Annotated in this window: 23 protein-coding genes; 16 read left to right on the top strand and 7 right to left on the bottom strand. The window is 71.7% G+C overall.

Going from position 1 to position 25,186, the window contains the following annotated elements:
* Positions 1-155: 155 nt before the first annotated feature.
* Positions 156-1,712, bottom strand: a complete 1,557-nt coding sequence (locus ACI2LY_RS21985) for a M1 family metallopeptidase (protein WP_404708631.1) — start codon at positions 1,710-1,712, stop codon at positions 156-158.
* 133 nt (positions 1,713-1,845) lie between these two features.
* On the opposite strand from ACI2LY_RS21985, the gene ACI2LY_RS21980 reads away from it, so the two are divergent.
* Positions 1,846-3,156 (top strand): serine hydrolase domain-containing protein, encoded by a 1,311-nt coding sequence (locus tag ACI2LY_RS21980; protein WP_404708630.1) that lies wholly within the window; start codon positions 1,846-1,848, stop codon positions 3,154-3,156.
* Positions 3,157-3,164: 8 nt separating this feature from the next.
* Here ACI2LY_RS21980 and ACI2LY_RS21975 read toward each other — a convergent pair whose 3' ends face one another.
* The 4 genes from ACI2LY_RS21975 to ACI2LY_RS21960 are packed head-to-tail and all read right to left on the bottom strand — an operon-like array spanning position 3,165 to position 6,752.
* Positions 3,165-3,845 (bottom strand): M15 family metallopeptidase, encoded by a 681-nt coding sequence (locus tag ACI2LY_RS21975; RefSeq protein WP_404708629.1) that lies wholly within the window; start codon positions 3,843-3,845, stop codon positions 3,165-3,167.
* Entirely contained in the window at positions 3,842-4,876 is a 1,035-nt protein-coding gene (locus tag ACI2LY_RS21970; protein ID WP_404708628.1) for a GNAT family N-acetyltransferase, read from the bottom strand. Before ACI2LY_RS21970 ends, ACI2LY_RS21975 begins: the two co-directional genes overlap by 4 nt.
* Positions 4,873-5,478 (bottom strand): NUDIX domain-containing protein, encoded by a 606-nt coding sequence (locus ACI2LY_RS21965; protein ID WP_404708627.1) that lies wholly within the window; start codon positions 5,476-5,478, stop codon positions 4,873-4,875. The genes ACI2LY_RS21970 and ACI2LY_RS21965 overlap by 4 nt, the downstream gene beginning before the upstream one ends.
* Positions 5,475-6,752: an NUDIX domain-containing protein gene (locus ACI2LY_RS21960; RefSeq protein WP_404708626.1), complete on the bottom strand. Its 1,278-nt coding sequence runs from the start codon at positions 6,750-6,752 to the stop codon at positions 5,475-5,477. The genes ACI2LY_RS21965 and ACI2LY_RS21960 overlap by 4 nt, the downstream gene beginning before the upstream one ends.
* 285 nt (positions 6,753-7,037) lie before the next feature.
* Here ACI2LY_RS21960 and ACI2LY_RS21955 point away from each other — a divergent pair, with 285 nt between their 5' ends.
* From ACI2LY_RS21955 to ACI2LY_RS21915, 9 genes are all read left to right on the top strand, one after another.
* Positions 7,038-7,955, top strand: a complete 918-nt coding sequence (locus ACI2LY_RS21955) for an alpha/beta hydrolase family protein (protein ID WP_404708625.1) — start codon at positions 7,038-7,040, stop codon at positions 7,953-7,955.
* Between the two features lie 295 nt (positions 7,956-8,250).
* The gene (gene kdpF / locus ACI2LY_RS21950) at positions 8,251-8,340 is read left to right on the top strand and encodes a K(+)-transporting ATPase subunit F (protein ID WP_037770757.1); all 90 of its coding nucleotides are present in this window, start codon (positions 8,251-8,253) and stop codon (positions 8,338-8,340) included.
* Between the two features lie 8 nt (positions 8,341-8,348).
* Positions 8,349-10,010: a potassium-transporting ATPase subunit KdpA gene (kdpA, locus tag ACI2LY_RS21945; RefSeq protein ID WP_404708624.1), complete on the top strand. Its 1,662-nt coding sequence runs from the start codon at positions 8,349-8,351 to the stop codon at positions 10,008-10,010.
* A gap of 83 nt (positions 10,011-10,093) precedes the next feature.
* On the top strand, positions 10,094-12,193 hold the full coding sequence (kdpB, locus tag ACI2LY_RS21940) for a potassium-transporting ATPase subunit KdpB (protein WP_404708623.1): 2,100 nt from the start codon (positions 10,094-10,096) through the stop codon (positions 12,191-12,193).
* A 2-nt stretch (positions 12,194-12,195) separates the two neighbouring features.
* Positions 12,196-12,864 carry a potassium-transporting ATPase subunit C gene (locus ACI2LY_RS21935; RefSeq protein ID WP_404708622.1) on the top strand — a complete coding sequence of 223 codons (669 nt, stop codon included), beginning with the start codon at positions 12,196-12,198 and terminating at the stop codon, positions 12,862-12,864.
* Positions 12,865-12,968: 104 nt separating this feature from the next.
* The gene (locus ACI2LY_RS21930) at positions 12,969-13,655 is read left to right on the top strand and encodes a response regulator transcription factor (RefSeq protein ID WP_404708621.1); all 687 of its coding nucleotides are present in this window, start codon (positions 12,969-12,971) and stop codon (positions 13,653-13,655) included.
* Between the two features lie 165 nt (positions 13,656-13,820).
* A complete protein-coding gene (locus ACI2LY_RS21925) occupies positions 13,821-15,047 on the top strand; it encodes a PP2C family protein-serine/threonine phosphatase (RefSeq protein WP_393915667.1) in 1,227 nt (408 codons plus the stop codon).
* Between the two features lie 157 nt (positions 15,048-15,204).
* A complete protein-coding gene (locus ACI2LY_RS21920; protein WP_404708781.1) occupies positions 15,205-16,746 on the top strand; it encodes a CHASE3 domain-containing protein in 1,542 nt (513 codons plus the stop codon).
* On the top strand, positions 16,743-17,189 hold the full coding sequence (locus ACI2LY_RS21915; protein ID WP_404708620.1) for a response regulator: 447 nt from the start codon (positions 16,743-16,745) through the stop codon (positions 17,187-17,189). Before ACI2LY_RS21920 ends, ACI2LY_RS21915 begins: the two co-directional genes overlap by 4 nt.
* Positions 17,190-17,254: 65 nt before the next feature.
* On the opposite strand, the gene ACI2LY_RS21910 is transcribed toward ACI2LY_RS21915, so the two are convergent.
* Together ACI2LY_RS21910 and ACI2LY_RS21905 are read right to left on the bottom strand one after the other, a co-directional pair.
* A complete protein-coding gene (locus ACI2LY_RS21910) occupies positions 17,255-18,934 on the bottom strand; it encodes a DEAD/DEAH box helicase (protein WP_404708619.1) in 1,680 nt (559 codons plus the stop codon).
* 87 nt (positions 18,935-19,021) lie between these two features.
* Positions 19,022-19,225 carry a cold-shock protein gene (locus ACI2LY_RS21905; protein ID WP_007502648.1) on the bottom strand — a complete coding sequence of 68 codons (204 nt, stop codon included), beginning with the start codon at positions 19,223-19,225 and terminating at the stop codon, positions 19,022-19,024.
* Between the two features lie 276 nt (positions 19,226-19,501).
* Between ACI2LY_RS21905 and ACI2LY_RS21900 the strand changes: the two genes are divergently transcribed.
* From ACI2LY_RS21900 to ACI2LY_RS21875, 6 genes are all read left to right on the top strand, one after another.
* On the top strand, positions 19,502-19,849 hold the full coding sequence (locus tag ACI2LY_RS21900; RefSeq protein ID WP_393915669.1) for a DUF1330 domain-containing protein: 348 nt from the start codon (positions 19,502-19,504) through the stop codon (positions 19,847-19,849).
* 105 nt (positions 19,850-19,954) lie between these two features.
* The gene (locus ACI2LY_RS21895) at positions 19,955-20,911 is read left to right on the top strand and encodes an STM4015 family protein (protein ID WP_404708618.1); all 957 of its coding nucleotides are present in this window, start codon (positions 19,955-19,957) and stop codon (positions 20,909-20,911) included.
* A 10-nt stretch (positions 20,912-20,921) separates the two neighbouring features.
* A complete protein-coding gene (locus ACI2LY_RS21890) occupies positions 20,922-22,067 on the top strand; it encodes an STM4014 family protein (RefSeq protein ID WP_404708617.1) in 1,146 nt (381 codons plus the stop codon).
* Positions 22,068-22,113: 46 nt separating this feature from the next.
* On the top strand, positions 22,114-22,926 hold the full coding sequence (locus tag ACI2LY_RS21885; RefSeq protein WP_404708780.1) for an STM4013/SEN3800 family hydrolase: 813 nt from the start codon (positions 22,114-22,116) through the stop codon (positions 22,924-22,926).
* The gene (locus tag ACI2LY_RS21880; protein WP_404708616.1) at positions 22,923-24,257 is read left to right on the top strand and encodes an STM4012 family radical SAM protein; all 1,335 of its coding nucleotides are present in this window, start codon (positions 22,923-22,925) and stop codon (positions 24,255-24,257) included. Before ACI2LY_RS21885 ends, ACI2LY_RS21880 begins: the two co-directional genes overlap by 4 nt.
* Positions 24,258-24,267: 10 nt before the next feature.
* On the top strand, positions 24,268-25,116 hold the full coding sequence (locus ACI2LY_RS21875) for an STM4011 family radical SAM protein (RefSeq protein WP_404708615.1): 849 nt from the start codon (positions 24,268-24,270) through the stop codon (positions 25,114-25,116).
* Positions 25,117-25,186: the final 70 nt, after the last annotated feature.

Genomic DNA, 25,186 nt, shown 5'->3' with positions numbered 1-25,186 from the left:
CCAGGGCGCGAACGAGGGCGCGCCCCGCATGTCACCCCGCTCACGTTTCCTTGCCTCGCGCGCCGCGTCGCGCCGAGCGTCACTGGCGTGGACCAGCCCCCGCGCTCAGGCCACCCGGTCGGCGGCAGCGGACCCGCCGGGTGGCGGGAGGGTGTTCACTCCTCCCCGACCGGCTCGACCGGGTCCACCTGCCAGTCGGGGTGGCCGGGCATGGGCGGGGTGTGCGACCCGTACAGCCACGGGGTCAGAAAGCCCGTCAGGTCCTCGCCCGCCACCTTCGAGACGAGTCTGACGAAGTCTCGGGTACCGGCCACCCGCCCCCGATACGTCGTCACCCACGCCTTCTCGACGCGCTCGAAGGTGTCCGAGCCGACCTTCTCCCGCAGCGCGTACAGCACCAGCGCCGAGCCGTCGTAGCGCATCTGCCGGAACAGGCCCTCCTCGTGCGGCTCGGCGGGCGCGCCGTCGCCGTGCCGCCACTGGTCGTGCTGCTCGTAGGCCGAACGCATCATGCCCTCCAGGTCCGGACCGCCCCGCGTGTCGGCGTACAGCAGCTCGTAGAAACGGGCGTGACCCTCGCTCAGCCACAGGTCCGACCAGCGGCGGATCGCCACGCTGTCCCCGGTCCAGTGGTGGGTCAGCTCGTGCACGAGATTGCGTTCGGCGGCGACCTGATCCCCCAGCAGATCCGCGCTCGGCACCACCGACAGGGACTGCGTCTCCAACGCCACCGGCAGCTCGGTGTCGCCCACCAGCACGCCGTAGCGCCGGAACGGGTACGGGCCGAGGCGCTGCTCCAGCCAGGCGAGATGGTCCGGCGTCAGCGCCCGGTACGCCTTTGTCTCCGCCACCAGCCCCTCGGGCACCACGTCCCGCAGGGGCAGCCCGTGCGGGCCGGTGCCGTCCACCACGTCGAACCGGCCGATGGCCAGCTGCACCAGCTGCGGGGCGACCGGATGCTCGGAGTCGTACGTCCACCGGACCCGGCCGTCGCGCTGGGGCACGCGGGTGACGAGCCGTCCGTTGGCGACCGCCGTCAAGCCGGGCGGGGTGGTGATGTGGAAGGTGAACGGCGCGCGCAGGCTGGGGTGGTCGTTCGCCGGGAAGATCATGCGGGCGCCGTTCGGCTGCGGCGACAGCACCGTGCCGTCTGCCGTGGGCACCCAGCCGTAGTCCTGGATCGCGTCGGTACGGTGGCGGTGTTGCGTGGGGTCGGCGGTGTAGGCGACCCGCACGGTGAAGGCGCGGCCCCGCGCGATCGGCCGCGCCGGGGTCACGACCAGCTCGTCCCCCTCGCGCGCGGTCCTCGCGGGCACGCCGTCGACCGTGACACCGCGCAGGGTGTTGCCCGCGAAGTCGAGGTCGAAGCGGGAGAGGGACTGGGTCGCGGTGGCGCTGACCGTGGTGGCGGCGGCGAAGGGGGTTTTCGGCGCCTGCCAGTCGAAGTCCAGGGTGTACCGACGGACCGTGTAGCCGCCGTTCCCGTCCAGCGGCATGAGCGGGTCGCCGATGCCGGGGGCGCCGGGGGAGGGGACGTCCGAGGGGCCGGGGGCGGGATGGCCGGGGAGGGCGGGGGTGCGGGGTTCGTCCGAGGACAGGTCGAGCGCGAGGACGACACCGCCCGTGATCCCGAGGGCACAGGCCAGCGCGAGGACCGCGCGGCGGCGGCCACCGCCCCGCCGCGAGCCGTTCTTACGGGGCGTGAGGGTCATGGCGGCACTATGCCAGCGGGCGGGCGGTATGCGGCTTATATGTCCGCGCGACAGGGCTCGGCTGATAAAATTGGGTGCTTCGTTACGTATGTTCCGGTGAGACCGTCAGGACAGTCAGGACAGGGACGTCGGGATGAGGACTCCCCGAGCCGACCCGCTCCGTGCCGCGCGCCGCGTGACCCGGCCGATGCCGTACGCGGCCCTGCTGATCGCGGGCTGCCTCCTGCCGACGGGCGCGGGACTTCCGGTACTGTCCGGCCCGCCGACCGCGGTCGTGGCTTCCGCTCCCACCGACTCCGCGCTGAAGCCCGTCGATCAGGCGGCGCTCCAGTCCGCCGTGGAGCGCGCGGCCCACCGCCTCAAGGTGCCCGGTGCGGTGGTCCTGCTCCGCACCCCGCAGGGCACCTACCGGGCGACCATCGGCACTAGCCGCCTCGGCGGCGAACGGGCGCCCACCACGGCCGAGCACTTCCGGATCGCCTCCAACACCAAGACCATGACCTCGGCGCTGATCCTCCTCCTCGCGCAGGACGGCAGGCTCCGCCTGACCGACCCGGTGTCCCACTACGTGCCCGGCGTCCCGAACGGCGACCGCATCACCCTCGCCCAACTGCTGAAGATGCGCAGCGGGCTCTACAACTACACCGAGGACCCCCGGCTCGCCGCCTCCCTGGACGCCCACCCCGCCAAGGCCCGCACCCCGCGCGAGATGCTGGCCCTCGCCTTCCGGCACCCGCCGAACTTCGCACCCGGCGCGTCCTACGAGTACAGCAACACCAACTACGCCCTCCTCGGCCTCGTCGCCGAGAAGGCGGGCGGCAGGCCGCTGGAGCGGCAGTTCCGCGACCGTCTCCTCGCACCCCACGGCCTCACCGGCACCTCACTGCCGGGCCTCCACGACACCTCCCTGCCCACCCCCTACGCGCACGGCTACATGTACGGCGGCACGGCCTACGCGCTGACCGACCGCCCCTACCCGGCCCACCTGGAGGCGGCGGCCCGGTCCGGGAAGCTCCAGCCTCTCGACTACACCCACCAGAACCCGTCGTACGCCACCGCGGCCGGAGGCGCCATTTCCACGGCGGACGACCTGGCCACCTGGATCAGGGCCCTGGTGACCGGCGAGGTCCTCGACCCCGCGCACCAACGGCAGTGGCTGCGCAGCCCGCAGGCCGAGGACCCCTCGGCGCCGCCCGGCGGGCAGAGCTACGGCTACGGCATCACCCACCAGCGGTTCGGCCCCGACGCCGCGATGTACTACCACGGCGGCGAACTCCCCGGCTTCAATTCCTTCATCGGCCACGACCCGGACCACGACGTCACCCTCGTCATCTGGACCAACCTCACCCTGTCGCCGGGCGGCAACACCACGGCCAACGCCCTGCTGCCGACCGTCCTCGACGAGACCTACGCGGGGCTGTCCCTGCCCACCGACGCCGACTGAGCGCGCGGTCAGTGTCCGCCGGTCATCGGGCCTGTCTCCCGGCCCGGTTCGGTGGGGCCGTACAGGGCGGTCGGGTTGTTCGTCCGGAACGCCCAGTAACGGTCGCCCCAGCTCCAGTGCCACCACTCCGTGGCGTAGTTGACGAGGCCCGCCTCGGACAGGACCGTGGCCAAGGTGTTCCGGTTGGCCCCGGCCTCGGGGGTGATGTTCGTCGCCGAGGTGTAGCAGGCTCCGTCGCTCTCCTCCGGGTCGGCGTTCATCCGGGTGCCCAGGTCCAGTTCACGGCCGTCGGCGTCCACCAGGGTCAGGTCCACGGCGGCGCCCGCGCTGTGCGGGGCTATCTCCGGCGGGGAGATGAAGCGGCTGGCCGCCTCCCGGACACGGGTGTGGGTCCAGCCGGGGTTGTCCCGGCCGAGCACGCCGGTGTACTCCTCGAAGTAGCGGCGCTGGAGGGCGGGCGGCCGGTACCCCTCGACGAACAGCAGCCGCAGGCCGTCCGGCAGGAGCGACTGGGCGTGCAGCAGGCGGTGGAGGACACCTTGGCGCAGGTGTGCGAAGGCGCCCGCGGCATCATGCTTGCGCGGGTCGACCCGGAGGGCGCCGTGCGCCCGGACGTCGACCAGCGGTTCGCCGCACTCCCGCACCGGGATCGCCGCCACCCGCCGGTCCGACATCAGTACGACGCTCATTCCGTCCCCCAGTCCCAGGTGTCGAAGTAGGCGGCCACGCCGGTGCGGCGGGCCTCCAGAACCGCGCCGAGCCGCGCGAAGTCCCGTGGTGGCATCAGCGGTTGCCACTCCGGAAGCGGCAGCACCCGGACCTCGTCGTGCTCCCGCGGGTCCAGCACGATGTCCCGGATCTGCCCCTCGTCGAGCCGTCCGCCGTCGAAGACGAGCCCCATCGTGCTGTACGGCCACTCGGTGCCGGGCAGGCCGTACACCGTCGCCAGCAGTCTCGGCGGCCCGCTCAGTTCGATGCCCGTCTCCTCCCGGCACTCCCGGACGGCCGTCTCCCAGGGCCGCTCGCCGGGGTCCATCGTGCCGCCGACCAGTTGCCAGGGGTGGGTCGCGCTGTAGACCCCGTGCAGCTGGACGGGCCGGTCGTGGGTGTCGGTGAAGAGGAGGCAGGCGAAGCCGGTGGCCTTCATCACCGTCTCGGCGTACTGCTCCAGCGGCAGCCAGACATGGCCGGTCTTCTCGTCCACCCGGCCCCGGACCGGCGGCTCGGGCCATGTCATCCGCATGGGCGCCAGGCTGCCGCAGAATCCCGAGGCACGGAAGAGCGCCACCGAGGCGCCGGACACGTCCGCCTCCACGGGCGACACCCGCTCCGCCCGGAGCCGGTCGAGCAGTGCGGTCAGCGCCGACCCGGCGTACCCCCGGCGCCGCCACGAGGGATGCGTGGCGACCGCGTGCACCCGCGCCGCCCGCCCCGAGGGCGACGCGGGCTCGGGCAGCACGGGGTGGATCAGCGCGAGCGCACAGGACGCGAGGGTGCCGTCCGGAGCATCGACGACACAGGCACGGGCGTCGCCACCGGGAGCGAGCCGGGCGGCCAGCTCGGCGCCGGAGCGGACGATCCACTCCTCCGCCAACGGCTCGGCGAGGACGAAGGCGGACCGGAGCCGCACAATGCCCTCCGCGTCGCCGGGCGTGGCGGGCCGGGCGGCGTGCGCGGTGCCGGAGTGCCGGGGGCGGGTGCGCAGGGTCTCACTGTTCACGATGCGTCTCCAAGAGGTGCGGCGGGCCGGTCCGGTGCCGAACTCCACGGCGGCGGCGATGGGTTGATGCCGGGGACGGGGAGGAGCCGGTCGGCCGTCGTGTCGTGCGCGATCGGGTCGTCCGGCCACTGGAAGTGCACGGCCAGCCGCTCCCCGGAGCGGTACGCGTCCAGACCGGCCCGGCAGTACGCCACCATCGCGGCGGGGAGCGCGTCCAGCCGGACCCAGGTCATGGCGTCGCAGACGTGCGACTCCATGAGCCGGGGCTCGCCCTCCCAGCGCCGCACTTCGAAGAAGAAGCCGACTCGGGCTTTCCCGCCGGGTGCCCGGTGATGGACGGTGACGGCGGCGCGTACGTCGGCCCGGTCGATGACGACACCGGTCTCCTCCCGTGCCTCGCGGACCAGTGCCTCCACCACGTCCTCGTGCGGGCCGTCCAGGTGGCCGGAGGGCAGATGCCAGAGCCCGGCGGCGTACACCGACCCGGCCCGCCGCGACACCAGCACTTCCGGACCGCTCCCGCCCTCCCGGCGCAGGATCAGATGCACGTCGAGCGGCACGGTGTGGCGTTCCCGCCGGGTTTCGTCGGTCGTGGCGCTCATGCCGGGCACCAGCCCATCTCCGAGTAGGCGCGGCCGGTGCGGATGCCGTCGATGGCCGTGCGGGCGTACGGGACGAGCGGCTCCGGCAGCTGGTCCGGGTCACACCAGCGCCAGTCGAGACACTTGTCCGGTTCTCTCAGCCACGGTGTCCCCTGCCAGCGGCGGGCGCGGAAGACCAGTTGCAGGCGTGGCCGCGCGCTCGGGCCGTGCAGCACATGCACCACATGGGCCAGCTCCACGTCGCCGGGGTCGATGAGCAGCCCGGCCTCCTCGTCCGCCTCCCGCACCAGGCACGCGACGGCGGACTCCCGCTCGCAGTGCCCGGCCAGGAAATGCCAGGTGGACCCCGCGAAGACCGCGTCGGGATGGCGTAGGCCCAGCAGCACGCGGCCCTCTTCGTCCTCCGCGTAGAGATGGACCCCGACGATGTTCAGCTCCGTACCGCCCGCGTCTGGGGCCTTCGCCGGGGGGTGCGCGGCGATGCGGGAGGCGTGGCGCAGGAGGATTTCACGGGTCCCGGGGGCCAGCCGCAGCCGGTGCAGCGTCTCCGGGCGGAACCAGCGCAGCAGCACGCCCTCCGCCAGCCCCACCTTGTCCGGATCGCCGGTCCAGCGGCCGGAGAAGATCTGCACCGGCACGCACAGGCCATCGGCGCCGATGGCCTCCTCGACGGCGTACGGCTCGAGGTCGGCCGGTTCGAGTCCCGGCACCTCCTCGGCCAGTTCACGCCGGAGGGTGTCCTCCAGCGTGCGGTCCCCGGGCTCGCGGCCGCCGCCGAGCAGGGCGAACGCTCCTGGCTCCCAGATGCCCGGAATGTTGTCGCGCAGATGGAGCAGATAGCGGCCCTCGCCGTCGTGGATCAGCGCCGAGGCGTTGACCGGCACGGGTCTGCCGTCCAGCTTCAGCGCGCTCAACTTCGCCCGCACCGGACCCGGATCGAGCTGCTCGGCGGATAACCACTCGATACCCAGCAGGGGTTCGGGTAGATCGTGGGCCAGGTAGAGGGCGAAGGTGTACTCGTGCTGAGCCGGTGCCACGGCCTCGACGTGGACCGGGGTGGTCAGCAGCTCCGGGGTCAGGCACAGATCGGCCGCCGTGAGCCCTGTCCGCCCGGTCACCGCCCGCACGGCCGCTCCCAGCAGTGTGCGGTCGCCCGCCTCGGCCCTCGCGCCGGGCAATCCGGCATGGCCCGACAGTCGCAGGACGCGCCGCTCGCGGTCGATGACGAGCGCGCGGCAGGTGAGGTGGGCGGAACCAGGGGCGAACGTACTCATGTCGTCTACCTCCTCCATCCGAGTGGGAAGTGAACTGGTGCTCTAAAAACGCCCCGGACACCGCCCTTGTCACGGCTTGTGCGAGGCAAATTCCGGAACGTGTGTTCCCATCGCCCGCTCGGCCCGGCGCGCCAAGGGGCCCCGCTCCCAAACTCGTTCGATCGAGGGAGATCGAGAAGGTGGAGTGCGAATCGAGGAAGGTGGAGTGCGATCAGAGTGACCGCCATGTCACGATAGGAGGTAAATGCGACCATCCTCACGCCTCGTGCCGAGGAGGTAATGGGCATGACGGAGAGCTACCACGGTCAGGCCGCCCTGGAGGGCTTCCTCGACATGTGGACCACCGGCACCACCGCCGGGCGCCGCGCACCCGTGCTGCGCAGGCCGGGCGAGGTCGGGCTGGAGTACGAGGACGTGTTCTTCCTGTCGATGGACGGGGTCCCGCTCGACGGCTGGTTCATCCCCGCCGACTCGGACAAGCTCGTCATCCAGAACCACTTCCTGCCGGGCAACCGGTATGGATATCCGGGCCAGTTGCCGGAATTCGGTGGTCTTGGCGGATTCGAGGTGAACTTCCTCCCCGAATTCAAGGCCCTGCACGACGCCGGGTACAACATCCTCTGCTACGACATCCGGAACTTCGGCCTCAGCGGCGCCGGAAACGGTGACACCGTGGGCATCGGACTGCTGGAGTACCGGGACGTGATCGGCTCGGTGCGCTACGCGAGGTCCCGGCCGGACACCAAGGACATGACGACGCTGTTGCTCAGCGTGTGCCTGGGCGCCGACTCAACCTGCGTCGCCATGGCCAGGCACCCCGAGGAGTTCGAGGACATCCCCTCGCTCATCCTCCTCCAGCCGGTCTCGGGCAGTTACATCATCGAGGAATTCGTCAAGGCGAACGACATCCCGGACGGCTACGCGCGCTTCGACCAGGGACTCGCCGAGCGGACCGGATTCCACCTGGCCGAGCAGTCACCGCTCGAATACGCCAAGTCGATCCACATCCCCACCCTCGTCGCCCAGGTCCACCACGACTCCATGACCCGCCCCGAGGACGTGCAGTCGATCTACGACGCCATCCCGGTGGAGGACAAGAAACTCGTGTGGATCGAGGGGACGACCCGGCGCTTCGACGGCTACAACTACTTCGGCGAGCACCCCGAAGTGGCGATCGAGTGGTTCGACTCGCACCTCGCCTAGCCACGACGTCCCCACCTGAAAGGCAGCCGCTTCCCGGCGGCTGCCTTTTCCATACCGCCTTCCCATGCCCCGCGTGCACCGCCCCCGTCAGAGACCCGTCAAAGCCGCGCCCCCGCCCGTATGGGAGGCGTCAACGTGGGGGTCCGAGCGCTCGGAGCAGGGGTTTCCTCGAAGGGTTCCCCTTTTCGATCCCGAGTCCGTTCAGGAGTCCCAAGATGGCCGACCTGGCCTTCGTCGTCACCGTGCTCGCGGCCTTCGCGCTGGTGGCACTCGTCGCCAAGGGGGTGACGAAGCTGTGACCGTCGAGAACGTCGTCGGCCTGGTCGTGGCCGTCGCTCTGCTGGGCTATCTCGTCCTCGCCCTGATCTTCCCGGAGAGGTTCTGAGAGCCGACATGGGTTCCGTACTCGCGGGCGTGCTCCAACTGCTCGCCCTCATCGCCGCGCTGGCCCTCGTCCACGTGCCCGCGGGCAGCTATATGGCCAAGGTGTACTCCTCGCGCCGTCATCTGCGCGTCGAGCGGTGGATCTACCGGGCCATCGGCGCCGACCCCGACACCGAGATGCGCTGGCCCGCGTATCTGCGCGGGGTGCTGGCCTTCTCCGTCGCCGGTGTCCTCTTCCTCTATCTGCTCCAGCGGCTGCAGGGGGTGCTGCCCGGCTCGCTCGGGTTCTCCTCGGTGAACCCGGCGCAGTCCTTCAACACGGCCGTCTCCTTCGTCACCAACACCAACTGGCAGTCGTACTACGGCGAACAGACCATGGGCCATGTCGTGCAGACGGCGGGGCTCGCGGTGCAGAACTTCGTGTCCGCCGCCGTGGGCATGGCGGTCGCGGTCGCCCTGGTGCGCGGCTTCGCCCGGTCGCGCTCCGGTGAACTGGGCAACTTCTGGGCCGACCTGGTGCGCGGCACGCTGCGCGTCCTGGTCCCGGCGGCCGTGCTCGGCGCGCTGGTCCTGGTCGCCTGCGGTGCCATCCAGAACTTCTCCGGCATCCATGAGGTCGGCCAGTTCATGGGCAATGGCCAGCAGTGGAACGGTGGCGCGGTCGCCTCCCAGGAGGCCATCAAGGAGCTGGGCACCAACGGCGGCGGCTACTTCAACGCCAACAGCGCCCACCCCTTCGAGAATCCGACGCCCTTCACCAACCTGTTCGAGATCTTCCTGATCCTCGTCATCCCGTTCTCGCTGACCCGCACCTTCGGCCTGATGGTCGGCAGCGTCCGGCAGGGCTACGCGATCCTCGCCACCATGGCCACCATCTGGCTGGGCTTCACCGCCCTGATGATGTGGGCCGAGTTCAGCCACCACGGCCCGGCGCTCCAGGCCGCGGGCGGCGCGATGGAGGGCAAGGAGGTCCGCTTCGGCGTCGGCGGCTCCGCGCTCTTCGCGGTGTCCACGACACTGACATCGACGGGCGCGGTGGACTCCTTCCACTCCTCCTTCACCGGGCTCGGCGGCGGGATCACGATGCTCGGGATGATGCTGGGCGAGATCGCGCCCGGCGGCACCGGCTCCGGGCTGTACGGCATGCTGATCATGGCCGTGATCGCGGTGTTCCTCGCCGGGCTGATGGTCGGCCGCACCCCCGAGTACCTGGGCAAGAAGATCGGCGCGCGCGAGATGAAGCTCGCCGCCTGCTACATCCTGGTCACCCCCGCGCTGGTCCTCGTGTTCACCGCGCTCTCGATGGCGCTGCCGACCCCGCCGCACTCCATGCTCAATCCGGGCGCGCACGGGTTCTCCGAGGTGCTGTACGCCTTCACCTCGGCCGCCAACAACAACGGCTCGGCGTTCGCCGGGCTGAACGCCAACACCGACTGGTTCAACACCACGACCGGGCTCGCCATGCTGCTGGGCCGCTTCCTGCCCATGGTGTTCGTCCTGGCGCTGGCCGGATCGCTCGCCGCGCAGCGGCCCGTCCCGGAGAGCGCGGGCACCCTGCGCACCGAGAAACCCCTGTTCGCGGGCCTGCTGGTCGGGGCGATCCTGATCATCACCGGCCTGACGTACTTCCCGGCCCTGGCGCTGGGACCGCTCGCCGAGGGGCTGGCGTGATGACCACTCGTACAGACAAGTCGGCCTATACAGACAAAAACCGTACAGACCCGTCACCCCGTACAGACAAGTCAGAGGACGCGATGTCCACAGCCACTCCCGCCCGGGCGCCGCACAGCGAGATGCCCGCCGGTCACCGCTCCGCGGACGGACGTGTCGGCGCGGGCCTGTTCGATCCCCGGCAGCTGGTCAGATCGCTGCCGGACGCCTTCCGCAAGCTCGACCCGCGCAGCCTGGTCAAGGCACCCGTGATGTTCGTGGTGTGGATCGGCTCCGTGCTCACCACGGTGTTCGCCTGCACCGACCCCACCGACTGGTTCGGCTGGACGATCAGCGCCTGGCTGTGGCTGACCGTGCTCTTCGCCAACCTCGCCGAGGCGGTCGCCGAGGGCCGGGGCAAGGCGCAGGCCGACACCCTCCGCAGGGCCAGGGCGGACACCGTGGCCCGCAGGCTGGCCGGGACCACCGAGGAGCAGGTGTCCGGTACCGAGCTGCGCGTCGGCGACCTGGTCGTCTGCGAGGCGGGCGAGGTCATCCCCGGTGACGGCGATGTCGTGGAGGGCGTCGCCTCGGTGGACGAGTCCGCGATCACGGGCGAGTCGGCGCCGGTCATCCGGGAGTCCGGCGGGGACCGCAGCGCCGTCACGGGCGGCACCAAGGTGCTCTCCGACCGGATCGTCATCCGGATCACGACCAAGCCGGGGGAGACCTTCATCGACCGGATGATCGGACTGGTGGAGGGCGCGGCCCGGCAGCGCACCCCCAACGAGATCGCGCTGAACATCCTGCTGGCCTCGCTCACCATCGTCTTCCTGCTGGCCTGCGCCACGCTGCCGCCGTTCGCCGCCCACGCGGGCACCCACCTCACGATGGTCGTGCTGGTCGCCCTGCTGGTGTGCCTGATCCCCACTACCATCGGCGCGCTGCTCTCCGCCATCGGCATCGCGGGCATGGACCGCCTGGTCCAGCGCAATGTGCTGGCCATGTCGGGCCGGGCCGTCGAGGCGGCCGGTGACGTGTCGACACTGCTGCTGGACAAGACCGGCACCATCACCCTCGGCAACCGCAGGGCCGCCGAGTTCGTGCCGGTGGGCGACGCGAGCGAGGCCGAGCTCGCGGACGCCGCCCAGCTGTCCTCGCTGGCCGACGAGACCCCCGAGGGCCGTTCGGTCGTCGTCCTGGCCAAGGAGGCGTACGGCCTGCGCGAACGGCACCAGGGCGAGCTGGCCGGTGCCGAGTGGGTCGCGTTCACCGCGCAGACCCGGATGTCCGGCGTGGACGTGGACGGGCGCGCCGTCCGCAAGGGAGCGGCCGCCTCGGTGCTGCGCTGGGTGCGCGAGCAGGGCGGCACGGTCCCCGAGGACACCGAAGCCGCCGCCGACCGTATCTCCCGCGCGGGCGGCACCCCGCTGCTGGTGGCCGTGCGGGACGGCCGGGGCGCCCGCGTGCTGGGCGTCGTCCACCTCAAGGACGTCGTCAAGGACGGCATGCGGGAACGATTCGCCGAGCTGCGCCGCATGGGCATCCGGACCGTCATGATCACCGGGGACAACCCGCTGACCGCCAAGGCCATCGCCGAGGAGGCGGGCGTCGACGACTTCCTCGCGGAGGCCACCCCCGAGGACAAGATGGCCCTCATCAAGCGGGAGCAGGCGGGCGGCAAGCTCGTCGCCATGACCGGGGACGGCACCAACGACGCCCCCGCACTGGCCCAGGCGGACGTCGGCGTGGCCATGAACACCGGTACGTCGGCCGCCAAGGAGGCCGGCAACATGGTGGACCTGGACTCGGACCCGACCAAGCTCATCGAGATCGTCGGGATCGGCAAGCAGCTCCTCATCACCCGGGGCGCGCTGACCACGTTCTCCATCGCCAACGACGTGGCCAAGTACTTCGCCATCATCCCGGCGCTGTTCGCCGCCGTGTATCCGGGGCTCGACCGGCTGAACATCATGCGGCTGGCCTCGCCGGACTCCGCGATCCTCTCGGCCGTCGTCTTCAACGCGCTGATCATCGTCGCGCTGGTCCCGCTCTCCCTGCGCGGGGTGCGGTACCGGCCGGTCAGCGCCGACCGGCTGCTGCGGCGCAACCTCGCCGTCTACGGCCTCGGCGGCCTTGTCGCGCCGTTCATCGGCATCAAGCTCATCGACCTGCTCCTCTCCTTGATCCCCGGGATCGGCTGACCATGAACAACTTCCTCACCGGCAGGGCCCGTTCACTGGGCGCGGGCCTGCGCGCCCTGCTCGTCCTCACCCTCGTCACCGGCGTCCTCTACCCCCTCGCCGTCACCGGCGTCGCCCAACTCCTCCTCCCCGGCCGGGCGAACGGCTCCGAGGTCCGGGTGGACGGGCGGGTCGTCGGCTCCTCCCTCATCGGGCAGTCGTACACACTGCCGCTCAAGAAGGGCCAGGAGACGCCGGAGCCGGACCTCAGATGGTTCCAGGGGCGCCCCGCGGCCGGTCTCGGCACCAACAGCGAGAACACCCGCTACGCGCTGCTGCTGTCCGGCGCCACCAACCTCGCCGCCGACAGCCAGGTCCTGGCCCAGCGGGTGCGGGCCGCCCAGGCCGCGGTCGTCCGGGACAACTCCGTACCCGGCCATCCGGTGAGCCCCGCCGACGTCCCCGCCGACGCGGTCACCTCCTCCGGCTCCGGCCTCGACCCGGACATCTCCTCCCGTTACGCCCGGCTCCAGACCTACCGCGTCGCCGCCCGGAACCACCTCCCGGTGACCGAGGTGGCCCGGCTCGTCCGCGACCACACCGAGGGCCGCACCCTCGGCTTCCTGGGCGAACCCCGTGTCAACGTGCTGGAGCTGAACATCGCCCTCAAGGAGCTGTCGGCCCGGAGCTGATACGCCGAAGCGGTGTCCGGAAGCCGCACCGGAGCCGCCGACTCCCGCCCGGATGACGTAGGTTGCTGCCGTTGATCCGGCGTACGACAGGAGGGCGCGCGTCCATGACACGGGTGCTCGTGGTGGAGGACGACCCGCAGCTGGTGCGCGCCCTCGTGATCAACCTCCAGGCCCGCCGGTACACCGTGGACGCCGCCCCGGACGGCGCCACCGCGCTCCGGCTCGCGGCCGACCGCGGGCCGGACGTGGTCGTGCTCGACCTCGGGCTGCCCGACATGGACGGCGCCGACGTCATACGGTCCTTGCGCGGCGGCCGCAGCCGCGTCCCGATCCTCGTCCTCTCCGCCCGGCAGGCGTCCGAGGAGAAGGTCGCCGCCCTGGACGCCGGGGCCGACGACTACGTCACCAAGCCGTTCAGCATGGACGAACTGCTCGCCCGGCTGCGCGCCGCCGTCCGCCGCACCGAGGCCAGCCGGGACGCCCCGGAGGTCACGACGGTGCGGACGGCCGGTTTCACCCTCGATCTCGCCGCGAAGAAGGCCGTGCGCGACGGCCGGGACGTCCGCCTGACCCCCACCGAATGGCATCTGCTGGAGATTCTTGTCACCAGCCCCGGCCGCCTGGTCAGCCAGAAGCACCTGCTGCGCGAGGTCTGGGGCGTCTCCCTCAGCGACAAGACGAACTACCTGCGCGTCTACATGGCCCAGCTGCGCCGTAAGTTGGAGGCCGACCCCTCCCACCCGCGCCATCTCATCACCGAGCCCGGTATGGGCTACCGCTTCGAGGGGTGAACGGGCACCTAAAGGGACCGCGTCGTCGCGCCCGAGTGCGGATGGGTGAATGATGTCACCCGGACTGGTCACGCCCGGATCTTCGTACTGAGTATGCTCATCCAATGTTGTCGGTCGACAACTTCTGACGGCGGGCGGCACGAGTGGGGCGGAAAGGGCGGGACCATGGTGACGTCGCGGGCTGATGCTCATGAGCTGATGCCGGTGACCGTGGGCGGAGTCGACACGGCGTGGGACGAGCGACAGCCGTCCGTGCTCCTGATCGAGGATGATCCGGGCGACGCGCTGCTGGTGGAGGAACTGGTCGCCGACAGCGCCCTGAAGATGCGCCTGCGCTGGGTGCGCTCGATGGCCGAGGCCGCCGAGGTGCTCTCCGCCGAGCGCCCCGACTGCGTCCTGCTCGACCTGCACCTGCCCGACGCCAGCGGCCTCGAAGCGGTCTCCCTGGTCAAGGCACGCGCCGACCAGGTGGCGATCGTCGTCCTCACCGGCCTGGCCGAGGAGCAGACCGGGCTCGCCGCGGTCACCGCCGGAGCCCAGGACTACCTGGTCAAGGGCCGCGTCGAACCCGAACTCTTCGGGCGCGCCGTCCGCTACGCGATCCAGCGCAAGCAGGCCGAACAGTCCGCCGTGGCGCTCCAGGCCAGCCTGATGCAGGCCCAGGAGAACGCCCGCCTGGAACGCGGACTGCTGCCCCGCCCGCTGCTGCGCGCCGACGGCGTCCAGGTCGTCGCCCGCTACCGCCCCGGCCGCGCCCAGGCGCTGCTCGGCGGTGACTTCTACGACATCGTGCAGAGCGCGGACGGCACCGTCCACGCCCTGGTCGGGGACGTCTCCGGCCACGGACCGGACGAGGCCGCCCTCGGTGTCGCCCTGCGGATAGCCTGGCGCACACTGGTTCTCAGCGGTATCACCGGCGTCGAGCAGGTGGCCCGGCTGGAGGAGATCCTGGTCGCCGAGCGCGCCCGGGACGAGGTGTTCGCCACCCTGGTCAGCCTGTCCGCCGTACCCGGCGAGCAGCGGGCCAGTGTGGTGCGGGCAGGCCATCACGGGCTGCTCCGGCGCGGCGCCGGAGGGGACGTGGACTGGGTCGAGGTGCCGGGCGGGCCCGCGCTGGGCCTGGTCCCCGGCGGCGCGCACTGGCCGATGGCGGAGCTGCCGGTGCCGCCGGGCGCCTCCGTCGTCCTCTTCACCGACGGCCTCTTCGAGGGGCACGTCAGCCACGGCCCGCAGCGGCTCGGCGAGGAGGGGCTGCTCCAGCTCGCCCGTGACGCGGCCGGACTGGCGCCCGACGAGTTCGTGGACCGGCTCATCGGCGAGGCGGAGGGGCTGGCCGAGGAACGCGGCGGCCTCGCGGACGACGTCGCCGTCGTCCATGTGAGCTGGAACTGAGAACCCCGAGAACCCTGAGAACGGCGAGACGAGAGAAACGAGTGGGACGCGTGAGTGACGAGTGGGTTCGGAGCACAGGGTGAACGACGTCACGGGCAAGCCGTGGACCGCACGCAGGCTGACCGTGCAGGGCTGGTTCTACCTGGTGCTGTCGCTCATGACACTCCTGGTGCTCCTCGGCACCGTGGTCGGCGCCGCCCTGCTCAACCGCACGGCCCAGGCGACCGACACCCTGCTGGAGGGCGTACAGCCCGCCCAGACCGAGGCGTACCGGCTCCAGTCCGCCATGGTCAACCAGGAGACCGGCATCCGGGGCTACGCCATCACCGCCGACAAGCGCTTCCTCACCCCCTACACCCAGGGCAAGAAGAACGAGGCGGAGTCCGCGGCCCGGCTGCGCCGCCTGATCGCTGACCGGCCCGAGCTGCGCGACGACCTGGCCGCCGTAGAGCGCCAGGCCGCCGCCTGGCGCTCGAACTACGCCGAGCCGCTCGTCGCCTCCGTGACCCCCGGAAAGCCGAAGGCCGTCGACCTGCGGACCGTGGAACGCGGCAAGGAGGACTTCGACAGGCTGCGCGCGGGCTGGGTCGACCAGAACGCCCACATGGCCCGCGTCGTCGAGGACGGCCGCGCCCACATCGCCCAGGAGCGCACGCTGCGCAACTCGGTGCTCGTCGCCATGGTCGCCGCGTTCCTGCTGACCGGCGTCGCGCTCGCCGTCTTCGTGCGGCTGCTCGTCACCCGGCCCCTGGAACGGCTGCGCAGCGCGTCCCGCCGGGTCGCGGGCGGTGACTTCGAGTACGTCATCTCGGGCGACGGCCCGACCGACCTCACCGCCCTGGCCGTCGACGTCGACGGCATGCGCCGCCGGATCGTGGCCGAGCTGGACGCCTCCCACGCCCAGCAGCGCGTCCTCACCACCCAGGCCGCCGACCTGGACGCCCAGGCGATCGAGCTGCGCCGCTCCAACGTGGAGCTGGAGCAGTTCGCCTACGTCGCCTCCCACGACCTCCAGGAGCCGCTGCGCAAGGTCGCCTCCTTCTGCCAGCTGCTGGAGAAGCGGTACTACGACAAGCTGGACGACCGCGGCAGGCAGTACATCGACTTCGCGGTGGACGGCGCCAAGCGCATGCAGGTGCTCATCAACGACCTGCTCACCTTCTCCCGGGTCGGCCGTCTCACCGACGACCGCGTGCCGGTCGGCCTGGACAAGGCGCTGGAGAAGGCCATGATGAACCTGGGCACCGCCGTCGAAGAGTCCGGTGCCCGCGTCGAACGGCCGACGGAGATGCCCGAGGTGGTGGGCGACCCGACCCTGTTCACCATGCTCTGGCAGAATCTGATCGGCAACGCCCTGAAGTTCCGCCACCCCGACCGCGCCCCGCAGGTCACCATTACCTGTGAGGCCGACCCGGACGAGCCGGGCAGTCTGCGGCTGAGCGTCACGGACAACGGCATCGGCATCCCCGGTGAGTTCGCCGAGAAGGTCTTCGTCATCTTCCAGCGGCTGCACAGCCGGGACGCCTACGGTGGTACCGGCATCGGCCTGGCGCTCTGCAAGAAGATCGTGGAACATCACGGCGGCAGGATCTGGCTGGACACCGAGTACACCGACGGCACCCGTTTCCGCTTCACCCTGCCCATGTCCACCGCCCCGGACGAGACCGGCACCACCTCCGAGGAAAAGGCCCTCACATGACGACTCCCGACGCCACCCCGATCGACGTCCTCCTGGTGGAGGACGACCCCGGTGACGAGCTGATGACCCGGGAGGCGTTCGAGGACAACAAGATCGGCAACACGCTGCACGTGGTCCGGGACGGCGAGGAGGCGCTGGACTTCCTCTACCGGCGCGGCGACCACACCGGCGCGCCCCGCCCCGACCTGATCCTGCTGGACCTGAACCTGCCCAAGTACGACGGGCGTCAGGTGCTGGAGCGGATCAAGTCGGACCAGGATCTCGCGGACATCCCGGTGGTCGTCCTCACCACCTCGGCGGCCGAGGAGGACATCCTCCGCAGCTACAAGCTGCACGCCAACGCGTATGTCACCAAGCCGGTCGACCTGGACCAGTTCATCGCCGCCGTCCGCCAGATCGACGACTTCTTCGTCCAGGTGGTCCGCCTGCCCGGGCGGCGCTAGACACCCTGGACGCGAAAACACCCCCCGACCGCTCCGGTCGGGGGGTGTTCTGCGTGGTGCTGCGCTCAGCTCGCGGCCGGGCGGCGGCCGCCGCGGCGGTCGGAGCCACCGGTGCCCGCGGCACGCTCGCCCGGCGCCCTGCGGGCGGTGCCGCGCGCGGCCGCCTTGCCGGGAGCCGCGCCCCCGGCGGTACGGCGACCGGAGGCGCCGCCGCCCTTGGCGCCCTCGGCGCTCGTGCGGCGGCCCGTACCGCGCCCGCCGGACGCCCCGGTGCCACCGCTCGCGGTGCCCGGCTTGGACCGGCCCTCCTGCTTGCGGCCCTGACCGGCCGCAGCCTCACCGGCACCGGCCGGGCGACGACGGCGGCTGGAGCGGCCGGCGCCCTCGGAACCGGAACCGGACCTGCGGGCCGGACGGGACGCCTTCGGCGGCGTCGGCTCCGGGGTGGCGATGACGACGGCCACGCCGGAGGGCTCGCGGGCGCCGGTGATGGCGACCAGCTCCGGGGCGCTGGAGGTGACGCGGGCCGTCTTCGGGCTGATGCCCGCGGCCGACATGAGCTGGTTCATCTCCCGCTTCTGCTCGGGCAGCACCAGCGTGACCACACTGCCGGAACCACCCGCGCGGGCGGTACGGCCGCCGCGGTGCAGGTAGTCCTTGTGGTCGGTCGGCGGGTCGACGTTCACCACGAGGTCGAGGTCGTCGATGTGTATACCGCGCGCCGCGACGTTCGTCGCCACGAGCGCGGTGATCTCGCCGGTCTTGAACTGCTCCAGGGCGCGGTTGCGCTGCGGCTGGGAGCGGCCGCCGTGCAGGGCGGCGGCGCGGACCCCGACCGACAGCAGCCGCTTGGCGAGCCGGTCGGCGGAGCGCTTGGTGTCCAGGAACAGGATGACCCGGCCGTCACGGGCCGCGATGCGGGTGGTGACGGCCTTCTTGTCGGTCTCGTCCTGAAGGTGGAGCACATGGTGCTCCATCGTGGTGACCGCACCGGCGGACGGGTCCACCGAGTGCACCACGGGGTCGGTCAGGAACCGCTGCACCAGCTTGTCGATGTTCCGGTCCAGGGTGGCCGAGAACAGCATCCGCTGACCGTCGGGGCTCACCTGCTGGATCAGCTTGGTGATCTGCGGCAGGAAGCCCATGTCGGTCATCTGGTCGGCCTCGTCCAGCACCGTGATGCGGACGTCGTGCAGCACGCAGTCGCCGCGCTCCACCAGGTCGTTGAGGCGGCCGGGGCTCGCCACCAGCACCTCGGCGCCGCGCCGGAGCGTGGCGGCCTGCTTGGTGATCGACAGGCCGCCGACCACGGTGGCCATCCGGAGGTTGACCGCCGTCGCGTACGGGGTCAGCGCGTCGGTCACCTGCTGGGCCAGCTCGCGGGTGGGCACGAGGATCAGGGAGAGGGGAGCCTTGGGCTCGGCGCGCAGCCCGGCCGTGCGGGCCAGCAGGGCGAGGCCGAAGGCGAGGGTCTTGCCGGAGCCGGTGCGGCCACGGCCCAGGAGATCACGGCCCGCCAGCGAGTTCGGCAGCGTGGCGGCCTGGATCGGGAAGGGGGTGGTCACCCCTTGCGCGGTGAGCGTCTTCAGCAGTGCCGCGGGCATGTCGAGGTCGGCGAACTCAGCGACGGCGGGCAGTGCGGGCGTCGTGCTCTCCGGCAGGCGGAATTCCTGAGGAGCCTGGGGAGCCGACGAGGGCCGGGACGGCGACGAGCCGCGGTTCGGCTTCTGATACCTGCGGGGCATGCGGTTACTGCCTTCCTCAACACAGCACAAACCGGGGTCCGCACCATGACGGTGCGGACCCCGGTGAGCGGAATACGCGTCCAGCTATTAGGCGGGAACGATGTTCTCGGCCTGGGGGCCCTTCTGGCCCTGCGTGACGTCGAAGCTGACCCGCTGGCCCTCCTGGAGCTCACGGAAGCCCTGGGTGGCGATGTTCGAGTAGTGGGCGAAGACGTCCGGACCGCCACCGTCCTGCTCGATGAAGCCGAAACCCTTTTCAGAGTTGAACCACTTGACGGTTCCCTGTGCCATGACTTTCTCCTTCTGATGGCAGAGGCCCCATCCGGAAGATGCCGGAAAACAAAATGCGCCTAAAGAGAAAACATTTCCCGTCAGGCGCACATAAAGTTCATGGGTACCACAACTGCAACAAGAGAAAGACTAGCACAGATCCGGCTCGGTGTGGGTCTGCGTGATCTTCCCGGCGTGTCGGTGTCGATCACCTGACAGACCATCGACGCCGGTCCGCGGGGGTGGAAGTATCACCGGTGCGACAAACCGACGATCACCTGTGATGTGGAGGATGTCATGACCGCCTATGCCGTAGCCCATCTCCGTGAGGCCGCTCCGCACCCGGAAATCGCGGAGTACATCGAGCGTGTCACCGCCACCTTCGAGCCCTACGGCGGCCGATTCCTCGTCCATGGCGCGCAGCACGAGGTGAAGGAGGGGGGCTGGCCCGGCCATGTCGTGCTCATCGGCTTCCCCGGCATCACCGAGGCGCGGGCCTGGTGGGACTCGCCCGCCTACCGGGAAATCGCCCCGCTGCGCTCCCGGCACATCGCCGGCGACATCATCCTGGTCGACGGGGTCCCCGAGGGGTACGACCCGGCCGCCACCGCGAAGGCGCTCCGCGAGGCACTGCCCGCCGAGTAGCCCTTCCCCAGGCAGGTGACCGGTTGTCAGTGGGGGTTGCTAGAAATGCCGCGTACGCCGTGGACCGCACACGTTCGCGCCCATCGCACGTCAGGAGCAGCCCGCATGACCATTGGTCACCACCTGGAGGAGCTGTACGGCCTCCCCGCGTTCGCCTTTCCCGGACCCGACGCGAAGGCCGAGCTGCCCGAGCCGGACGCCGTCGCCTGGCGGGTCGCCGGGGACGTGTACGACGCGGACGAGGAGTGGGTGGACGCCTTCGCCCGCTTCCTCGCCGCCGTGGACACCACGCGGGTGCGGGCGCTGATCATCGGCGCCTGGACGGACGCGTACGAGACGGACTCCTCCGCCGTGATGGCGGCGCTGCTCGCCGCCCGTGACCGGCTGCCCGCCCTGCGCGCGCTGTTCCTCGGCGATCTCGTCATGGAGGAGGCCGAACTCTCCTGGATCCAGCAGACCGACGTCACCGGACTGCTCACCGGATTCCCGGAGTTGACCGAGTTCGGCGTGCGCGGGGGCACCGGGCTGGAGTTCACCGCGCTCGGCCACACCGCGCTGCGCAAGCTGGTCGTGCAGACCGGCGGGCTGCCCGTGGAGGTCGTGCGCGGCATCGGGGGCAGCGACCTGCCCGCGCTGGAACACCTCGAGCTGTGGCTCGGCGACTCCTCGTACGGCGCCGACACCACGGTGTCCGACCTGGAGCCGATCCTCTCCGGCACCCGGCTGCCCGCCCTGCGTCATCTGGGGCTGCGCAACAGCGAGATACAGGACGAGATCGCGGCCGCCGTCGCCTCCGCGCCCGTCGTGGCCCGGTTGGAGACGCTGGACCTCTCCATGGGCACCCTGGGCGACGAGGGCGCCGCCGCGCTGCTCGCCGGGCAGCCGCTGACCCACCTCGGCTTCCTCGACCTGCACCACCACTACCTCACCGAGCCCCTCCAGCAGCGCCTGCGCGAGACGCTCGAACCGGCGGGCGTCCGGCTCGACCTGGACGAGGACGACGCGGACTCGTACGAGAACGAGGACGGCACCGTGCAGCGCTTCGTGGCCATCGGCGAGTGAGCGGCAGGCCATGAACTGGTGTTTCGCGGTGGTCGGCAACCCCGGCGGCCGCAGGGTGACCCTCTTCGCGGAGGCCGTCCGGGCCGCCGGGCTGCCCGCGCCCCGCGTGGTGCCCTGGCTGGAGGTCCTGCGCGCGGGCGGGGCCGAGTTCGGCGACGGGGAGATCGTCCGCGTGGACTCGCCCGGTGAGGACCCCGAGGTCGACCTCCTCCTGCGGGGCATGCCCGACCCGACCCGCGTGGAGGGCACCGCCCGCTGGTACGAGCGCTTCACGGCGGCCCTGGGCACGCTGCGCGGCGGCATCCGGCTAGACGGCGCCGAGGACGTCGCGGTCATGTTCGACAAACGGCGCTGCCACGCGACCCTCGCCGCGGCAGACGTACCGGTGCCGGAGTCACCCACCTCCGGTGCGGCGGGCGCTCCCGTGCGCGGCTGGGACGACGTGCGCGCGCTGATGCGGGAGCACCGGATGCCCCGGCTGTTCGTCAAGCCCGCGCACGGCTCGTCGGCCTCCGGGGTGCTCGCCGTCGACTCGGCCGGAGGCGGCCGGATCAGGGCCACCACCTCCGTCGAACTCGACTCCGAGGGGCGGCTGTTCAACTCCCTCAAGGTGCGCCGCTACCAGCGGGAGCGGGACATCGCCGCCATCGTGGACGCGCTCGCGCCGGACGGGCTGCACCTGGAGCGATGGGTGCCCAAGGCGTCCCAGGACGGCCGCGCCGCCGACCTCAGGGTGGTCGTGGTGGACGGCCGCGCCACCCACGCCGTGGTCCGCACCAGCGCCGGACCGCTCACCAACCTCCACCTCGGCGGCCACCGGGGCGACCTCGCCGGGGCGCGACGGGACGCCGAGGCGGCGGGCCTGCGCTGGCCGGAGGTGCTCGGGATCTGCGAGCGGGCCGCGGCCTGCTTCCCGGACACCCTCTGCGTCGGCGTCGACCTGCTGCCCGCCGTCGGCTGGCGCCGCGCCTTCGTCGGCGAGGTCAACGCCTTCGGCGATCTGCTGCCCCGGCTCACCGGCCTGCCCGGCAGTGGCGCCGAGGGCCTCGACACCTACGCGGCGCAGGTCGCCGCCGCCCTGCGCCGGGCCCCGCTCACCGGGCGCCCCGGCCCGCACCACCCGCACAGAACAGGAACCACCCATGCCAGCGTCTGACCCGGCCACCGCCCGCCTGCCCGAAGTGGCGCCGGGCGTGCCGGACATGAACCGGATCGTCGGCAGCCACGACATCCTGCTGCTCACCCTCGACACGCTCCGCTACGACGTGGCCGCCGAACTCGCCGACGCAGGCCGCATCCCCACCCTCACCCGCCACCTCCCCGGCGGCCGCTGGGAGAAGCGGCACGCGCCCGGCAGCTTCACCTACGCCTCCCACCAGGCCATGTTCGCGGGCTTCCTGCCCACCCCGGCCGAACCCGGCCGCCACCCCCGCCTGTTCGCCGCCGACTTCGCGGGCAGCGAGACCACGGCCGACGGCACCTTCGTCTACGACACCCCCGATCTGGTCTCCGGTCTCGCCAAGGCGGGCTACCGCACGGCGTGCGTCGGGGGAGTGGGCTTCTTCAACAAGCAGGGCGCGCTCGGCTCGGTGCTGCCCGGACTCTTCGAGGAGTCGCACTGGGAACCGGAGTTCGGGGTCGCCTCCCCGACCTCCTTCGAGGCCCAGGTGGCCCGCGCCGAGGAGATCGCCGCCCGGACGGCCCCGGAACAGCCGCTGTTCCTCTTCGTCAACGTCTCCGCGCTGCACCAGCCCAACTGGTTCCATCTGCCCGGCGCGAGCAAGGAGGACGGCGACTCCCGCGCCACCCACGCCGCCGCGCTGGAGTACGTGGACCGGCACATCGGCCGCCTCTTCACCGCCATGAGCAGCCGACGCCCCTGCCTCGCCATCGTCTGCTCCGACCACGGCACCGCCTACGGCGACGACGGCTGGACCGGCCACCGCATCGGCCACGAGTCGGTGTGGACCGTGCCGTACGCCCACTTCCTGCTGAACCAGGAGGCGGCCCGATGACCACCGCGACCGCCCCGGCCCCGTACCAGAGCTATGTGTACGCCTACCCGCACAAGACCGCGTACCGGAAGCTCCCCGACCGGCCGCTGCTGAGCGAGCTGTGGGCGGACGAGCCCAAGGACGCGCTCTCCCTCTATCTGCACATCCCGTTCTGCGAGATCCGCTGCGGGTTCTGCAACCTGTTCACCCGCATCGGCGCCCCGGACGGACTCACCGGCGCCTACCTCGACGCGCTGGAGCGGCAGGCGGGCGCCGTACGGGAGGCGCTGGGGGAGCGGGACCCCGTCCGGTTCGCCACCGCCGCCTTCGGGGGCGGCACCCCCACCTTCCTCACCGCCGCCGAGCTGACCCGGCTCTGCGACATCGCCGAGCACCGGATGGGCGCCGACTTGCGCGCCGTCCCGCTCTCCGTGGAGGCGTCCCCGGCCACGGCCACCGCCGACCGGCTCGAAGTCCTCGCCGAGCGCGGCGCCACCCGCCTCAGCCTCGGCGTCCAGAGCTTCGACGACACCGAGGCGCGGGCCGCCGTACGCCCGCAGCGCCGGGCGGATGTGGAGGCGGCGCTCGGCCGGGTCCGGGACGCGGGGATACCCGTGCTCAACATCGACCTGATCTACGGCATCGACGGCCAGACCGAGCAGAGCTGGCTGCGCTCGCTGGACGCCGCGCTGGCCTGGCGGCCCGAGGAGCTGTACCTCTACCCGCTCTACATACGCCCGCTGACCGGCCTCGGCCGCCACGCCGACGCCGCCGACCCGGAGTGGGACGAGCAGCGGCTGCGGCTGTACCGCGCCGGACGCGACCATCTCCTCGCGCGCGGCTACGAGCAGCGGTCCATGCGGATGTTCCGTCGTGCCGACGCCCCGGCCGAGGGCGCCGACGACTACGCCTGCCAGACCGACGGCATGATCGGCCTGGGCTGCGGTGCCCGCTCGTACACCGCCGGGCTGCACTACTCCTTCGACTACGCGGTCGGGATGCACGAGATCCGCGCCATCATCGACGACTACACCGCCCGCCCCGCCGCCGACTTCGCGCACGCCGAGTACGGGCGCCAGATGACCGGTGATGAGGCGCGCCGCCGTCATCTGCTGCAGTCGCTGCTCCAGGCGGACGGACTGCCGGTCGCCGACTACCGGGCCCGGTTCGGCGGCCGTACCCCGGCAGAGGACTTCCCGGTCGAGCTGGCGCGGTTCGCGGACCTGGGCTGGCTGGAGTCCGGCCCGGTGCTGCGGCTGACCCCGGAGGGGCTGGCCCACTCCGACGCGCTCGGCCCCGAGCTGTTCTCCCCGGCCGTGCGGGCGGCGATGGCCGCCTACGAGCGCAAGTGAGCCGCCCATCATGGACCTGACCCTGCTGTACCGGGGGCCGCTGGCCTCCTGCGACTACGACTGTCCCTACTGCCCCTTCGCCAAGCGCCGGGACAGCCGGGAGCAGCTGCGGGCCGACCGGGCGAGCCTGGAGCGGTTCGCCGACTGGGCCGGGGCCCGCACCGAGGACCGGCTCTCGGTGCTGTTCACGCCCTGGGGAGAGGGGCTGGTGCGCTCCTGGTACCGGCGCGCCCTGACCGACCTCTCCCGGCTGCCGCACATCCGTAGGGTCGCCATCCAGACCAACCTGAGCTGCCGCACCGACTGGCTGGCCGACGCCGACCGCGACACCCTGGCGCTGTGGTGCACGTTCCACCCGGGACAGACGCCGTACGACCGGTTCCTCGGCAAGTGCCGGGAGCTGGACACCCTCGGGGTCCGGTACAGCGTCGGCGTCGTGGGGCTGCGCGAACACCTCCCGGTGGCCCGGCGGCTGCGGGCCGAGCTGCTGGGGCGGGTGTACCTGTGGGTGAACGCGGCCGAGGGGCACACCTACACCGACGCGGAGGCCGAGGCGTGGACCGCGCTGGACCCGCTGTTCCCGTACAGCAGGCACCCGCACGCCAGCGCCGGGCTGCCGTGCCGTACCGGTGAGTCGGTGATCTCGGTGGACGGCGACGGCACGGTCCGCCGCTGCCACTTCGTACCGGCGGAACTCGGCAACCTCTACGACGGCTCCTACCGTGCCGCGCTGCGCCCCCGCGCCTGCCCGCTGAACAGCTGCGACTGCCATATCGGCTATGTCCATCTGGAGACGCTGCCGCTGTACGACGTGTTCGCGGGCGGGGTGCTGGAACGGATTCCGGCCGCCGTCGAATGAACCGGGGCCAAAGGGGCAGCCGGAGCGGGTAAGACCGGCTGCCCGGACACCGCCGCGAGCGGGTCCGGGT

The organism is Streptomyces sp. NPDC002176 (assembly GCF_044903645.1).
Lineage (GTDB): Bacteria > Actinomycetota > Actinomycetes > Streptomycetales > Streptomycetaceae > Streptomyces.
The sequence above is the reverse complement of the archived record's forward strand: the minus strand, read 5'-3'. Positions and strand labels throughout refer to the sequence as shown.

Coding starts and splice junctions, on each gene's coding strand:
- ACI2LY_RS21895 (WP_404708618.1), top strand. CDS start 19,955: ATGACCATTGGTCACCACCTGGAGGAGCTGTACGGCCTCCCCGCGTTC.
- ACI2LY_RS21890 (WP_404708617.1), top strand. CDS start 20,922: ATGAACTGGTGTTTCGCGGTGGTCGGCAACCCCGGCGGCCGCAGGGTG.
- kdpA (WP_404708624.1), top strand. CDS start 8,349: ATGGGTTCCGTACTCGCGGGCGTGCTCCAACTGCTCGCCCTCATCGCC.
- ACI2LY_RS21960 (WP_404708626.1), bottom strand. CDS start 6,752: ATGAGTACGTTCGCCCCTGGTTCCGCCCACCTCACCTGCCGCGCGCTC.
- ACI2LY_RS21985 (WP_404708631.1), bottom strand. CDS start 1,712: ATGACCCTCACGCCCCGTAAGAACGGCTCGCGGCGGGGCGGTGGCCGC.
- kdpB (WP_404708623.1), top strand. CDS start 10,094: ATGTCCACAGCCACTCCCGCCCGGGCGCCGCACAGCGAGATGCCCGCC.
- ACI2LY_RS21920 (WP_404708781.1), top strand. CDS start 15,205: ATGACACTCCTGGTGCTCCTCGGCACCGTGGTCGGCGCCGCCCTGCTC.
- ACI2LY_RS21975 (WP_404708629.1), bottom strand. CDS start 3,845: ATGAGCGTCGTACTGATGTCGGACCGGCGGGTGGCGGCGATCCCGGTG.
- ACI2LY_RS21910 (WP_404708619.1), bottom strand. CDS start 18,934: ATGCCCCGCAGGTATCAGAAGCCGAACCGCGGCTCGTCGCCGTCCCGG.
- ACI2LY_RS21935 (WP_404708622.1), top strand. CDS start 12,196: ATGAACAACTTCCTCACCGGCAGGGCCCGTTCACTGGGCGCGGGCCTG.
- ACI2LY_RS21885 (WP_404708780.1), top strand. CDS start 22,114: ATGAACCGGATCGTCGGCAGCCACGACATCCTGCTGCTCACCCTCGAC.
- ACI2LY_RS21965 (WP_404708627.1), bottom strand. CDS start 5,478: ATGAGCGCCACGACCGACGAAACCCGGCGGGAACGCCACACCGTGCCG.
- ACI2LY_RS21955 (WP_404708625.1), top strand. CDS start 7,038: ATGACGGAGAGCTACCACGGTCAGGCCGCCCTGGAGGGCTTCCTCGAC.
- ACI2LY_RS21900 (WP_393915669.1), top strand. CDS start 19,502: ATGACCGCCTATGCCGTAGCCCATCTCCGTGAGGCCGCTCCGCACCCG.
- ACI2LY_RS21875 (WP_404708615.1), top strand. CDS start 24,268: ATGGACCTGACCCTGCTGTACCGGGGGCCGCTGGCCTCCTGCGACTAC.
- ACI2LY_RS21980 (WP_404708630.1), top strand. CDS start 1,846: ATGAGGACTCCCCGAGCCGACCCGCTCCGTGCCGCGCGCCGCGTGACC.
- ACI2LY_RS21905 (WP_007502648.1), bottom strand. CDS start 19,225: ATGGCACAGGGAACCGTCAAGTGGTTCAACTCTGAAAAGGGTTTCGGC.
- ACI2LY_RS21915 (WP_404708620.1), top strand. CDS start 16,743: ATGACGACTCCCGACGCCACCCCGATCGACGTCCTCCTGGTGGAGGAC.
- ACI2LY_RS21880 (WP_404708616.1), top strand. CDS start 22,923: ATGACCACCGCGACCGCCCCGGCCCCGTACCAGAGCTATGTGTACGCC.
- ACI2LY_RS21930 (WP_404708621.1), top strand. CDS start 12,969: ATGACACGGGTGCTCGTGGTGGAGGACGACCCGCAGCTGGTGCGCGCC.
- ACI2LY_RS21925 (WP_393915667.1), top strand. CDS start 13,821: ATGGTGACGTCGCGGGCTGATGCTCATGAGCTGATGCCGGTGACCGTG.